Here is a 12,450-nt window from a genome sequence, read left to right as displayed (position 1 = left end):
TCACCCGCCCGCAACCAGCGTGGCGCGAACAAACCGGCGGCTCCCAACCTGCAGCAAATAGGTACGCCCCGCCAGCAGCCGCAGCTCCCGGTCCTCAACCTTCTCCTGCTCAACGCGTACCGCGCGCTGCTGAATCATGCGCATGCCTTCGCCGTTGCTCGAGACTAGTCCTGCTTCTTTCAGGACACGGGCCAGCGCCATGCCGTCCGCAGGGACCGCAATGGTGACTTCCGTAATGTCTGCGGGTAAGGCGCCCTTGGAAAACTGAGCGATAAATGCGGCCTTGGCCGCCTCTCCCGAGCCTGCGGGATGGAAACGATCAACCAGCTCAATCCCCAGTTCCATTTTGACGTCCCGCGGATTGCCGCCCTCCTCAACTCGCTCCCGCAGTCTTTGAATTTCAGACAACGGCCGGAACGACAGGAGTTCAAAGTAGCGCCACATCAGGGTGTCCGAGATCGACATGAGTTTGCCGAACATATCTCCAGGGGAATCGTTGACCCCTATGTAGTTGTTCAGACTCTTAGACATCTTCTGGACGCCGTCCAAGCCCTCCAAAATGGGCACGGTCGCAATGCACTGTGCCCGCTGTCCGTAGGCATGCTGCAGATGGCGCCCAACGAGCAGGTTGAATTTCTGATCGGTCCCCCCGAGCTCCACATCCGCTTTCAGTGCAACTGAGTCGTAGCCCTGCAACAACGGATAGAGGAACTCATGCACGGCAATCGGCTGACCCCCTGCGTAACGTATTGCAAAATCGTCCCGCTCAAGCATTCGCGCGACTGTGTGTTGCGCCGCCAGACGTATCAGCCCCTCGGCTCCGAGCGGATCCAACCAGCGACTGTTGAACTCGATCTTGGTTTTTTGCGGATCCAAGATCTTGAAAACCTGCTCTTTGTAGGTTTGCGCGTTCTCCTCAACCTGCTCACGTGTGAGAGGCTTGCGCGTCTCGTTCTTACCGGTCGGGTCTCCGATCATTCCGGTAAAGTCTCCGATCAGGAAAATCGCCTCATGACCGGCCTCCTGAAATGCCCGCAAGCGATTCAAGAGCAGGGTATGCCCAAGGTGCAAGTCCTTCGCCGTAGGGTCGAACCCCGCCTTAATTCTGAGCGACTGTCCGCTTTGCGCAGCCTCCCGCATCCGCGCCCGAAACTCAGCCTCGGGCAAGATTTCATGGGTGCCGCGTTCGAGCTCGGAAAGGTCAATGGTATTTGGCATCAGCGTGTCAGTCCTGCGAGCTGAGGGTCTTCCCCCAGCCAAGAAAGATAAGGGTGAAATTCCTAGTGAGATCTGCTTGCAAAGGATAGGAAACTATGTTTCCTTACGCCTCAAGAAGCGTCCCAATATTGTTAGCACACCGAGGACGCCACGGGTGCCGGACCGCACACTCGAAGTGTGTGGCCTCAATTCGTTTTTCGGGTCAGAGAATGCAACTGGATTATAGCCCAGCCAAACCGGCTCACCGCCGGCCGGCACGTCGTTCCGTATTGGCTGCAACAATGTGCCTGGTCATGCTGACCGCAGTTGCCACCCGGGAATCGGTCGCCAACCGGCACAGCGCGCTGAGGGACGCAAGCGTTCCTGAGTCCACCCTCCCGGCATTCTCGTCACAAACCGAAGCCGCGTTCGACGAAACTGTACAGGGCGCGCTTGCCGACCCTCTGGAAGCCCCCCCCGCGAGCGAGTGGACAACTATCACGGTCAAGCCCGGCCAGACGCTGTCGGACATCTTTGAAAGCCAGGATCTGGGATTCTCAGAAGCCATGGCTGTCGTCAAACTCGGCAAACGCACCGAAGAACTGAAGAGGCTGCGCGCAGGCGAGAAGCTGCTACTGAAGAAGACGCCCGAGCAGAAACTGGAGGAGTTGCGCTACGAACTGGATGAAGCCAACGTGCTGCAGGTTCGCAGAACCGACGATGGCTTGGAGGCGATCACGCTCGCAGCCGAAATCGAACGGCATCAGACAGCAGTCTCCGGTGTCATCGAGAATTCCCTGTTCCTGGATGGACAACGCGCCGGGCTGTCTAATCGGCTGCTGATGCAAATGGCGGAAATGTTCGCCTATGACATCGATTTCGCACTTGATCTTCGTGCCGGCGACCGGTTTGGCGTGGTCTACGAGGAGCTGTACAAGGACGGACAAAAGCTGCGTGACGGCGACATTCTGGCCGCTGAATTCGTAAACCGCGGCCAAAGCCACCGCGCAGTTCGTTACATGGACGCCGATGGCAACATTGCGTACTACTCCCCTGAGGGCGACTCCCTGCGCAAGGCGTTCATTCGAACCCCGGTCGATTTTGCCCGGGTGAGCTCCGGATTCAATCCACATCGCCGCCATCCGATCTTGAACACGATTCGGGCACACAAGGGCGTCGACTACGCCGCCGCGACGGGCACTCCGGTCAAGGCCACCGGCGATGGACGCGTGGAGTTCATCGGGGTCAAGGGCGGATACGGACGCGTCGTCGTCCTCAAGCACGGATCGCAGTACACGACACTCTATGCCCATCTTTCCCGCTATCGCTCTGGACTTAAGGCCGGCGCAGCAGTCCGACAGGGCCAAGTGATCGGTTACGTTGGCGCTTCGGGCCTGGCCACCGCACCTCACTTGCACTACGAATTCCGCATCAATGGTGTCCACAAGAACCCGATGACGGTTGCCCTGCCGCGCTCGAACCCACTCCCGCGTAGCGTCTCCGCACAGTGGCGTCATGAAATGACGCCAGAACTGGCCCAGCTGGACGCGATGGCGGCTTCCGCCCAACTCGCGCAAGCGCCCGGAGACGCGGCAGCATCACGCTGATCGCGCCTTTATTCCGAACATGCGCAGCGAGTTCCAGCGCTGCATAGGCCTCATGTCCGGCACCAGCATGGATGCCGTAGACGCTGCGCTGTGCCGCTTCGATTCATCGGGCAAGCTGCTGGAAATCGAATCCACCTGCAGCCTGGAATATGGATCGAAGCTGCGCGCAGCGTTGTTGCGGATTCAGCTTGACCCTGATCACCTCCTGAGTCTTCGAACGATGGCCGATCTCGACCAGCAGATCGCAGGGGCGTTTGCTGAGTGCGCGGCAACGTTGATTGCCCAGTGTTCGCTAAGCCCGGCCGATATTCTGGTCATTGGATCACACGGGCAGACTGTCTTTCACGACGCGCTCAATCTCGGCAACAGCCTGCAACTGGGCAATCCGAGCCTGATTGCAGCGCGTTGCGGTGTTCCGGTCGTCGCAGACTTCCGGCGTGCCGATATAGCTGCTGGCGGGCAAGGCGCGCCGCTGGTCCCGGCGTTTCATCTCGATCAGTTCGGGTCCCGAGCTCCGTGCGCCGTGCTCAACATCGGCGGCATCGCAAACTTAACGCTGCTGGATGGCGAATCGGTCACCGGCTTTGACACCGGCCCCGGCAACGGATTGATGGACGAATGGATCCAGGTCCATCGCGCAGAACCCTTCGATCGTGGCGGCAGCTGGGCTGCGCAGGGAAAAGTAGTCGAGGCTCTGGTTACTGCGTGCCTGAACGATCCCTACTTTGCCTCTGCCCCCCCCAAGAGCACCGGGCGCGATCAGTTCAATTTGGCTTGGTTACGTCGGCGCTACCCGGCACTTGACCAGCTGCCTGCGGTCGACGTGCAACGCAGCCTTTGCGAACTCACCGCTCGCAGCATCAGCAACAGCCTGCTCTCAGCGGCATCTGGCGTCAGCCGGATCTACGTCTGCGGCGGCGGAACAGCAAACATTCTGTTGCTCGAGAGCCTACGGCGGCACTTGCCAGGGACCCGTGTCGAAACCACGCAGGCGGCCGGCCTTGATCCGCTATGGGTAGAGGCCAGCGCATTCGCATGGCTGGCTTGGCGCACAGCGCACGGACGTGCAGGTAACTTAACGAGCGTTACAGGCGCCGGCCGCGAAGTTGTACTTGGCGGGGTCTTCCGGCCCTAAGCGGCGTCACACCGAGAACGAATTCCCGCAACCACAGCTCGTTGTTGCATTCGGGTTACGGATGACGAACTGCGCACCCTCAATGCTTTCCTTGTAATCAATCTCGGCGCCGATGAGGTATTGCACACTCATCGGATCCACCAGCAGCGTGACGCCGTTCTTGACGACCAACGTGTCGCCTTCCTCAGGCTGCTTCTCGAACTTGAAGCCGTACTGAAAGCCGGAGCAGCCGCCGCCAGTGACGAAAACACGCAGCATCTGCTCGGGATCGTCTTCCTCCCGCAGCAGCGCACTCACCTTATCGGCTGCAGCATCCGAAAAGATCACTGGCACTTCCGTTTCTACGCTTGTCTCGGACATGGCTTTACTTCAACCGCCAATCACGGTGCTTTTGACTCGGCGAGCCTCGCTGAGTTCATCAGGTGTCGCGTCGTCCATCGATCGCCCCGTCAACGCCGAGAAACCGTCCGCCGCTGCGCCGGTGCCATCGTCGTGAACCAGCTGACCGTTGACCTGCGCACCACCCTCCATTTCGATAATGCGATAAAACACGTTGCCGGTCACGCGTGCTTTTGCTGAGAGCGTGATCTTGGTCGACGCGTGCACGTCCCCGACCACGCTGCCGTTCAGCACTATGCTGGGCACACGAACATCCCCTTCGATGGAGCCGCTATCGCTCACGGAAAGGGCCGATGCCTTGTCACTCGCCGCAATGACCTTGCCCTTGACCTTGCCATCAATGTGCAAGCCGCCGCTGAAATGGACATCGCCCAATATCTCGGTCTGACGCCCCACCAGCGTATCAACCGTCGTCGAAGTGCTGGTGTTCTTACTGGATTTGTTGCCGCCCAACATCACTGTCCTCCTGTACCGCCAGTCAGGCGATCCCAGTCGTAGGATTCCTCGACATTCGGCGCACCGTTTTCGTCCGGAACCAGGGTTACTTCAATTCGAGTCGGCTTGAAAGCGCCTGGAAGCTGGAACTCGCCAGCGAATTCCTCGAAGTACTTCAAGGAAAATAGCAGATTTCGGGTGGAATCGTCGGTAATTAGATCGTGCAACGGATAGCGCGCGTCCCCTTTGCTTCCGCGCCCGACCAGGTTGACCTGAATGCGGCCAGCCACCCGTTGCTCGTGCCTGACCGACTGGATCAGCACCAGATCAAAGCGGTACCGCCCCGGCTGAGCTCCGGCCGACAGTTTGAACTCGTATATGCGAACGCCGGCACGCGATTGTTCCGGCTCAACAATTCCGCGGTAAAAGGCAAGCTGCTCGCGCAGCTCTGAGGCCTCGGCCTGCGCCTGCGTCATCGAATCTCGAACGGCGGAACATGCCTGCGTATCGATGTCCTGAGACTGCTGGATATAAGCAGCCTGTTGCTCGAGCTCCGCCACGCGCTCACGTGCCGCACGCAAATCACGGGTCAGACTGCGGCGCTCTTCCCGCAGTTGCTCAACCTCCAGCTGGGCTCTTTCGAAATCACTGACAGTCGACGCTCGTGTGTAGCTGTACAGCGCCCAGGCCGCAACCGCAATCAGGCAGGTGCCGCCACCAATGATCCACGCTCGCAGCCACGGTCGGTGCCGGGTGACGACGATTCTAGGCTGCATCGCCGCGATGCCCTAAGGCGCAAGCGGTGGCGCATCAAGTCCGCAGCGCTCGTCGAATCCGAACATGAGGTTCAGATTCTGCACCGCCTGACCGGACGCTCCCTTGACCAGATTGTCGATGACACTCAGCACGATTGCTGTCCGACCGCCCTGCTGCCGATGGACCGCAATCCGGCACTGATTGGACGCACGTACACCGCGGGTCTCGGGATGTTCGCCGGCAGCGAGCAGGTCGACGAAGGGTTCATCGTTGAAGCGCTTTTCGTAAATCGACTGCAGGTCGATTGCCGGGTCGGTCAGTCGCGCATAGAGCGTTGCATGGATGCCTCGATTCATCGGCACCAGATGCGGCACAAAGGTGAGCCCCACTGCCTGCCCTGCCATCTGGGTCAGTCCCTGGGCGATCTCGGGCAGATGACGATGCCCCGACACTCCATACGCCTTGAACGAATCGCTGGCTTCACAGAACAGCGAACCCACCTTGGCCTCCCGGCCGGCGCCGCTGACGCCCGACTTGCAGTCGGCAATGATGTCCCCCAGCTCGACCGCGCCAGCCTCGATCAAAGGCAACAAGCCCAGCTGCACGGCAGTCGGATAACACCCGGGATTGGCGACAACCCGGGCCTCGCGAATCTGCGCGCGGTTGACTTCAGGCAAGCCATAGACCGATTCAGCCAGCAGATCGGGACAGCTATGCGGCATGCCATACCAGTGCGAAAACGTCTCGACGTCACGCAGCCGGAAATCCGCCGACAGATCGATCACCCGGACGCCCGCCGCCACCAATTGGGGCGCCAACGACATTGCGGTGCCATGCGGCGTCGCAAAAAACACGGCATCGCAGGTAGCCAGGGTATCCAGCTCCGGCACCACAAACGACAGATCGCAGTAGCCACGCAGATGCGGAAACAACGCATCCGCCCGACGCCCTTGCTCCTTGCGTGAGGTCAGCAGCTTCACCCGCACCTGAGGATGTGCCGCCAGCAAGCGCAACAGTTCGGCTCCCGTGTATCCGGTGCCCCCGACGATTCCGACCTCGATCATGGCTCTATGCTTACGCCGTTCAAACAGATTTGAAGGCGGCGATGATACGCGCCGCGGCCTACCCCTGCATCAGCCCGCGAGCCTCGAGCTGCTAGACTTCGTTGTCGATTCGGCCCGGAAACGCGACACCCATGCTTTGGCTCAAAGCCGTTCACATCATCTTCGTTGTCGCCTGGTTCGCCGGCCTGTTCTACATGCCCAGACTGTTCGTCTATCACACCCAGGCTCTGGCTTCGCCGTCGATGACCGACGCGGAGCATGCGCGGTTCTGCGTGATGGAGCGCAAGCTCTATGGCATCACCACGATCGGAATGATCGGCACCTGGGCGTTCGGCATCGCGACGCTACTCAGCGCGGACACTAACTATGCCAAAGCCCTGTACTGGGGCATGGGCTGGCTGCACGTAAAGATCGCGCTGGTGCTCGCACTTTCGGGATATCACGGCTGGCTCAAAGTCACTGCACGTCGCTTCGCTGCCCATGCCAATACGCGCAGCGAGCGCTATTACCGCATCGTCAACGAAGTGCCAGCGCTGATCCTGATCGCGGTGGTCCTGCTGGTCGTGACCAAGCCTTTCTAGCGACTTTGAGATCCATCAGTCCCTGCACGTCGCCAGGGACGGCAGTCCAGCTCAGCTCGCGGGCATCTCGCCAACGGCAGTCTGGATGTAATTCTCCAGCCCCATGCGCTCAATCAAACCCAGCTGGGTTTCGATCCAGTCGATGTGCTCTTCTTCGCTTTCCTGGATCTCGACCAACAGGTCGCGCGTCACGTAGTCACGCACGGTCTCGCAATGGGCAATCGCCGCCTGGTACATCGGATGCGCTTCCTTTTCGCGCTTGAGGTCGCATTCGAGGATTTCCTTGACGTCCTCGCCGATAAACAGCTTGCCGAGATCCTGCAGGTTGGGCAGCCCTTCGAGAAACAGAATCCGCTCGATCAACCGGTCGGCGTGCTTCATCTCGTCGATCGACTCTTCGTACTCGTGCTTGCCCAGGCGCTTCATGCCCCAGTTGTCCAGCATGCGGGCATGCAGAAAATACTGATTGACCGAAGTCAATTCGTTCTTGAGCGCCTGATTCAGATGTTCAATAACTTGGGTATCGCCTCGCATGGCAAGGACTCCATCGCAAAAAGGGCATCGGAGTATAGGCAGGCTTCGACACCGATGACGAAGCGGGAGCGTTGCGAATTTTTCTCGCGCCAGCCCGATCGCCGAAGCAGCGATCGCCTGAGCGTTAAAGAAGCACCCTAGGCGGCGACGGAAGCATTCAGTCGCGCGGACCCCACCCGAACTGGGGGCACCGTTTCCGTGCTGCGCACCTGGGCCAGCATTTCGCGAATTTCCGGAACGCATTTTCCGCAACAGGTTCCGACACCGTGCCGTCGCGATAGCTCGCGCAGGGTGACGACGCCATCGTTCGCGACGGCGCGGCGAATGGCGCGGTCAGAAACGGCTTTGCAGATGCAGACATACATGATGTCCGTACTGTAATTGCCAATGAGAATGATTGTCAAGACGATCAGGGAATGCTTCCCGATCCGCTCAGCCCATCGTACGCCGGATGGCGGCAGGTGCGTCGGCCTGGACACCCAGCATCGGCGCCAGCTCGATCAGCGCCCGCCGGTAGACCTCGCGTTTGAACTCGACCACTTCCGTCAGCGGATGCCAGTAGTCGACCCAGCGCCAGCCATCGAATTCCGGTTTGTCGCTGCCGTCCAGGCACACCGCATCTTCCGAACTCAGCAGACGCAGCGCGAACCACTTCTGCTTTTGCCCAATGCATAAACGGCCGCGCGTTCTGCGCAGATATCGACTGGGCAGGCGATAACGCAACCAGCCCGATGTCACTCCGATGATCTCGACCTGCGGCGCGTGCAAACCCAGTTCCTCGTGCAATTCCCGATACAGCGCATCGCGCGGGCTCTCGCCGCGCTTGATACCACCCTGCGGGAACTGCCAAGCGTCCTGGTTAATACGCTTGGCCCACAGCAGACGCCCGTCAGCACCGCTGACGATAATTCCGACATTTGGGCGAAAGCCATCCGCGTCAATCACTTGCAAGACTCAACCGAAGCTCAGCTCAAACGATTCTTTCACAGCCTTGCAATAGGCGGCAATTCAGTCCTCGAGACACTGCTATCCTGCGCCGCCTAAATCTGATTGCGACTGATCGAGCCGACCATGCGTCTTGCCGTCTTTGATCTCGACAACACCCTGCTTGCCGGTGACAGCGACTATCTGTGGGGACGCTTCCAGGTCGAGCAGGGCGTGGTCGATGCTGACACTTACGAGCGCGAAAACCAGCGCTTCTATCGCGAATATCAGGCCGGCACGCTGGATATTCATGAATACGCTGCGTTTGCGCTGCAGAGTCTGGTTGCTCAGGACTTCGCGCACATGCAGGCGCTGCGCTCGCGCTTCGTAAGCGAATGCATCGCACCGATCGTCGCAACCGGCACTCCCGCATTGCTGGAACGCCACCGCGCACAGGGCGATACGCTGATCATCACCACTGCGACCAATCGCTTCGTCACCGAGCCGATCGCGGCCCTGCTGGGCATCGATCATCTGCTGGCGACCGACCCCGAGATTGTCGACGGTCGCTACACCGGACGCATCGCCGGCATTCCGAACTTCCAGGCAGGGAAAGTCGTGCGACTACGCCAGTGGATTGAAAGCCGCTCAGAAGCCTGCGAGCACATGAGCTGCTACAGCGATTCGCACAACGACATTCCACTGCTGGAGATGGCGCAGGCTGCTGTCGCAGTCGATCCGGATGCAGTACTGCAGGCCACCGCCGCACGCCGCGGCTGGTCCATCATCAGCCTGCGCGGAAACGCCGCGGTCGGACATTAACGCAGCGACAACGACTCCAGCGCGTCGTGCAAACGCCCGTTGGTCGCGCGCACGGTGCGAATATCCAGGCCGACCGGCCCGCCATTCAGATCGGTCAGGATCCCTCCTGCTTCGCGCACGATGACGGCCAGCGCTGCGATATCCAGGATGTTGACGTCGGATTCGACCACTGCATCAATCCGCCCCGCCGCCAGCAGGTGGTAGTGCAGAAAATCACCGTAGCCGCGAATGCGATGCAGCTGCGGGATCAATGCCCCCAGCGCCGCCCACTGCGGCGCGCGCGCCAAGGTCGCCAGATTTCCGGTCGACAACGTTGCTTTTTCGATGCGGTCAACCGTCGATACCTGCAGACGCTCGAATGCCTCCAGCGGCGTATTCAGATCACCGCGCCACGCGCCCTGCCCGCGCTGTGCCCACAACAGCTCACCCGCCGGCTCGTTCCAGCACGGGGCACAGGACACGCCGAGCTCCAGCTCGCCACGATGCATCAGCGCGATCTGCACCGAGAACATCGGATAGCCGCGCACAAATGACTTGGTGCCGTCGATCGGATCGACCAGCCACAGATACTCGGCATCGGCGTGGTCCTTGCCGGTTTCCTCGCCGAAGAAGCCGTATCCGGGAAACCGTGCCTGCAGCACCGCCTTGATCGCATGCTCGGCAGCGACGTCGACCTCCGTCACGGGACTGGCATCAGCCTTGTAGTCAACCGAGAAGTTGCCACGGTAGGCCTTGCGGATGATGTCGGCAGCGGCACGGGCCGCTTCCAGGGCAACTGCGAGCTGGTGGGTGGACATATCGATCTCTCCTTGGCGGCGCGCATGATACCCGGCCGCCGCACGGCGTGAATTCCTCTCAGGTACTACAGCCCGCGTATAATCTCGCCCCAGCAGGTGCCGCACGATGCGTGCGGTGAAACGGGAAGTGGGTGAGATGCCCACGCTGCCCCCGCAACGGTAACTGGCAAAGCCCCACCGTCGAAGCCACTGGCCCCGTGCCGGGAAGACTTCAGACCCAAGAATGCGCCAGGAGCCCGGAGACCGGCCTGCGAGGCCCGGCACTTCGCCGGTAATTGGGTTTCAAAACACCGCGGGGATGCGGTGTGGGAGCATGATCTTGAATATTCGTATCCGTGCCGCGCTCGCGGCGACGCTGTCTGCTGCCTGTCATTCGGCATACGCAGACAGCGTTGAACAACTTTCCCCCATTACTGTTACCGCTACACGCACACCCGTCGCCGAACCCGACGCCTGGGCCAGCACCACCGTGCTGAACCGTGCCGATATCGAACGCGCACAGGCAACCGATCTTGCCGAGCTGTTGCGCGACGTCACCGGCGTCGACATCGCCCGCAATGGCGGCCCTGGCCAGGTCACTTCCGTGTTTCTACGCGGAGGCGAGTCAAATCACACACTGGTGCTGATCGACGGCGTTCGCGTCAATCCGGCCACCGCCGGTGGCGCAGCCGTGCAAAATCTTTCACCCGAGCTGATCGAACGCATCGAGATCGTCAAAGGCCCGCGCGCCACCCTGTATGGTTCCGACGCCATTGCTGGCGTCATCAACATCATCACCCGGACGCCGCAGCGCAGCGGGGTCGGTGCCAGTCTGCGCGCCGGCGCGCTCGACACACGCGAAGCCTCAGGCTATGCGTCACTGGCTGGCGACACCTCCGGCATCAACCTTCAGGCTCAGAGCACGCACAGCGACGGATTACCGCCGTGCAGCTTTGGCGGCCCGGATCGTGGGTACGACCGCAACAGCCTCACCCTGGGCGCACGTGGCAGCGCGATCGGAATCGATTTCGACGCGCGGATTTATCACACCGAAGGCAATGTCGAGTACGTCGATTACTGCGACGCTGATTTCGGCAACAACCCGCTGGATCAGGACTTCCGCAATCAAGTGGTCCAAGTCGGCGCCAGCGCGCGGCCGCTGTCCGGCTGGACTTCCCAGCTGAGCCTGAGCCGCATGGTCGACGACATCGAGCAGCAGCAGCAAAACTATCTGGGCGCCTACGATTTCGTGCGCACCGAGCGGCCGAGTCTGGATTGGCACAACGTCGTCGAACTCGGGTCGATGCAACGCTTCAGCGGCGGCCTGATGCTGGCGCGGGAATCCGTCGATGCGCTGAGCTACGGGATACGCATAGAAGAGGATCGTGACCTGTGGTCGGCCTATCTGCAGGACGAAATCAGCCTCGGCGCACAGCATGTACTGCTGGCGGCCAGCTATGCGGACCACGACGCTTTCGGCAGCGAAATCACCTGGAACGCCGAGTATCGCTGGGACATCAGCGCGCAGACCCAGGTGCAGGCATCCGCCGGCACCGGGTTCCGCGCGCCGGACGCGACCGACCGTTTCGGCTTTGGGGGCAACCCGGATCTGGATCCGGAACAAGCAACCAACTTCGAACTGGCGCTGCACCAGTTGATCGGGACCGCGCAGTCGCTGCGTCTGAGCCTGTTCCAGTCTGACGTCGACGATCTGATTGCCGTGGTGTTCGATCCGGCGGCACCGGCAGACGACCCGAGCTTCGGTTTCCACGCGGTCAACATCGATCGCTATCGCAATCGTGGCGCCGAAATCGATTACGCGCTGAACCTGGACAGCGTGTCGCTGCGCGTCGGCGGCATCTGGCAGAAACCAGAAGACCGCAGCACCGGTGAAGCGCTGCTACGACGTGCCGAACGCTCGGCGCATGCGGATCTGGTGCTGCCTCTGGGTCCCCACGAGATCGGGCTGCAGCTGCTAGCCGTCGGTGACCGTCCGGATGTTGACGCCTCCAGCGGCAACGACGTTAGCCGAGGCGGCTATGCCCTGCTTAATTTGAACGGGCGTCTGCAGTTCTCATCCGCATGGTCAGTGCTGGCACGGATCGAAAATGCCCTGGACAAGGATTACCAGACAGCGGCCGGCTTCAATCAGCCCGGCACTGGCGCGTATCTAACGCTGCGCTATTCCAACTGATAGGCTGCGGCCGCGGGGTTTCGGCC

General features: G+C 60.8%; 14 protein-coding genes and 1 riboswitch. Of the genes, 5 read left to right on the top strand and 9 right to left on the bottom strand.

What is annotated here, in order from left to right:
- The gene (tyrS, locus tag E4T66_RS01080; RefSeq protein WP_136847064.1) at nucleotides 1-1,218 is read right to left on the bottom strand and encodes a tyrosine--tRNA ligase; all 1,218 of its coding nucleotides are present in this window, start codon (nucleotides 1,216-1,218) and stop codon (nucleotides 1-3) included.
- A 293-nt stretch (nucleotides 1,219-1,511) separates the two neighbouring features.
- On the opposite strand from tyrS, the gene E4T66_RS01075 reads away from it, so the two are divergent.
- Nucleotides 1,512-2,804: an OapA family protein gene (locus E4T66_RS01075; protein WP_136847063.1), complete on the top strand. Its 1,293-nt coding sequence runs from the start codon at nucleotides 1,512-1,514 to the stop codon at nucleotides 2,802-2,804.
- A gap of 19 nt (nucleotides 2,805-2,823) precedes the next feature.
- Nucleotides 2,824-3,939, top strand: coding sequence for an anhydro-N-acetylmuramic acid kinase (locus E4T66_RS01070; protein ID WP_136847062.1), 1,116 nt, complete (start codon nucleotides 2,824-2,826; stop codon nucleotides 3,937-3,939).
- 6 nt (nucleotides 3,940-3,945) lie between these two features.
- Here the strand turns inward: E4T66_RS01070 and erpA are convergent, their stop codons facing one another.
- The 4 genes from erpA to argC are packed head-to-tail and all read right to left on the bottom strand — an operon-like array spanning nucleotide 3,946 to nucleotide 6,593.
- On the bottom strand, nucleotides 3,946-4,299 hold the full coding sequence (gene erpA / locus E4T66_RS01065; RefSeq protein WP_136847061.1) for an iron-sulfur cluster insertion protein ErpA: 354 nt from the start codon (nucleotides 4,297-4,299) through the stop codon (nucleotides 3,946-3,948).
- A gap of 9 nt (nucleotides 4,300-4,308) precedes the next feature.
- Nucleotides 4,309-4,794, bottom strand: coding sequence for a bactofilin family protein (locus tag E4T66_RS01060; RefSeq protein WP_136847060.1), 486 nt, complete (start codon nucleotides 4,792-4,794; stop codon nucleotides 4,309-4,311).
- Nucleotides 4,794-5,549 (bottom strand): DUF6776 family protein, encoded by a 756-nt coding sequence (locus E4T66_RS01055; protein WP_136847059.1) that lies wholly within the window; start codon nucleotides 5,547-5,549, stop codon nucleotides 4,794-4,796. Before E4T66_RS01055 ends, E4T66_RS01060 begins: the two co-directional genes overlap by 1 nt.
- Nucleotides 5,550-5,561: 12 nt before the next feature.
- Complete coding sequence (gene argC / locus E4T66_RS01050) at nucleotides 5,562-6,593, bottom strand: N-acetyl-gamma-glutamyl-phosphate reductase (RefSeq protein WP_136847058.1); 1,032 nt, start codon at nucleotides 6,591-6,593, stop codon at nucleotides 5,562-5,564.
- A 131-nt stretch (nucleotides 6,594-6,724) separates the two neighbouring features.
- Between argC and E4T66_RS01045 the strand changes: the two genes are divergently transcribed.
- Nucleotides 6,725-7,174, top strand: coding sequence for a CopD family protein (locus tag E4T66_RS01045; RefSeq protein WP_136847057.1), 450 nt, complete (start codon nucleotides 6,725-6,727; stop codon nucleotides 7,172-7,174).
- 51 nt (nucleotides 7,175-7,225) lie between these two features.
- Here the strand turns inward: E4T66_RS01045 and bfr are convergent, their stop codons facing one another.
- The 3 genes from bfr to E4T66_RS01030 form a co-directional block, all read right to left on the bottom strand.
- On the bottom strand, nucleotides 7,226-7,708 hold the full coding sequence (gene bfr / locus E4T66_RS01040) for a bacterioferritin (protein WP_136847056.1): 483 nt from the start codon (nucleotides 7,706-7,708) through the stop codon (nucleotides 7,226-7,228).
- A gap of 137 nt (nucleotides 7,709-7,845) precedes the next feature.
- Complete coding sequence (locus E4T66_RS01035) at nucleotides 7,846-8,073, bottom strand: (2Fe-2S)-binding protein (protein WP_136847055.1); 228 nt, start codon at nucleotides 8,071-8,073, stop codon at nucleotides 7,846-7,848.
- A 67-nt stretch (nucleotides 8,074-8,140) separates the two neighbouring features.
- Nucleotides 8,141-8,653, bottom strand: a complete 513-nt coding sequence (locus E4T66_RS01030) for an RNA pyrophosphohydrolase (protein ID WP_136847054.1) — start codon at nucleotides 8,651-8,653, stop codon at nucleotides 8,141-8,143.
- A gap of 126 nt (nucleotides 8,654-8,779) precedes the next feature.
- Between E4T66_RS01030 and E4T66_RS01025 the strand changes: the two genes are divergently transcribed.
- Nucleotides 8,780-9,454 carry a histidinol-phosphatase gene (locus E4T66_RS01025; RefSeq protein ID WP_136847053.1) on the top strand — a complete coding sequence of 225 codons (675 nt, stop codon included), beginning with the start codon at nucleotides 8,780-8,782 and terminating at the stop codon, nucleotides 9,452-9,454.
- On the opposite strand, the gene E4T66_RS01020 is transcribed toward E4T66_RS01025, so the two are convergent.
- Nucleotides 9,451-10,251: an inositol monophosphatase family protein gene (locus E4T66_RS01020; RefSeq protein ID WP_136847052.1), complete on the bottom strand. Its 801-nt coding sequence runs from the start codon at nucleotides 10,249-10,251 to the stop codon at nucleotides 9,451-9,453. The two genes, E4T66_RS01025 and E4T66_RS01020, sit on opposite strands and share 4 nt — an antisense overlap.
- A 77-nt stretch (nucleotides 10,252-10,328) precedes the next feature.
- Nucleotides 10,329-10,517: riboswitch (cobalamin riboswitch) on the top strand.
- A 47-nt stretch (nucleotides 10,518-10,564) separates the two neighbouring features.
- Between E4T66_RS01020 and E4T66_RS01015 the strand changes: the two genes are divergently transcribed.
- Nucleotides 10,565-12,424, top strand: a complete 1,860-nt coding sequence (locus tag E4T66_RS01015; protein ID WP_169577416.1) for a TonB-dependent receptor domain-containing protein — start codon at nucleotides 10,565-10,567, stop codon at nucleotides 12,422-12,424.
- Nucleotides 12,425-12,450 lie beyond the last annotated feature (26 nt).

It is taken from the genome of Sinimarinibacterium arenosum (assembly GCF_005047655.1).
Taxonomy (GTDB): Bacteria; Pseudomonadota; Gammaproteobacteria; order Nevskiales; family Nevskiaceae; genus Solimonas.
This window is presented reverse-complemented; position numbering and strand designations above follow the sequence as displayed.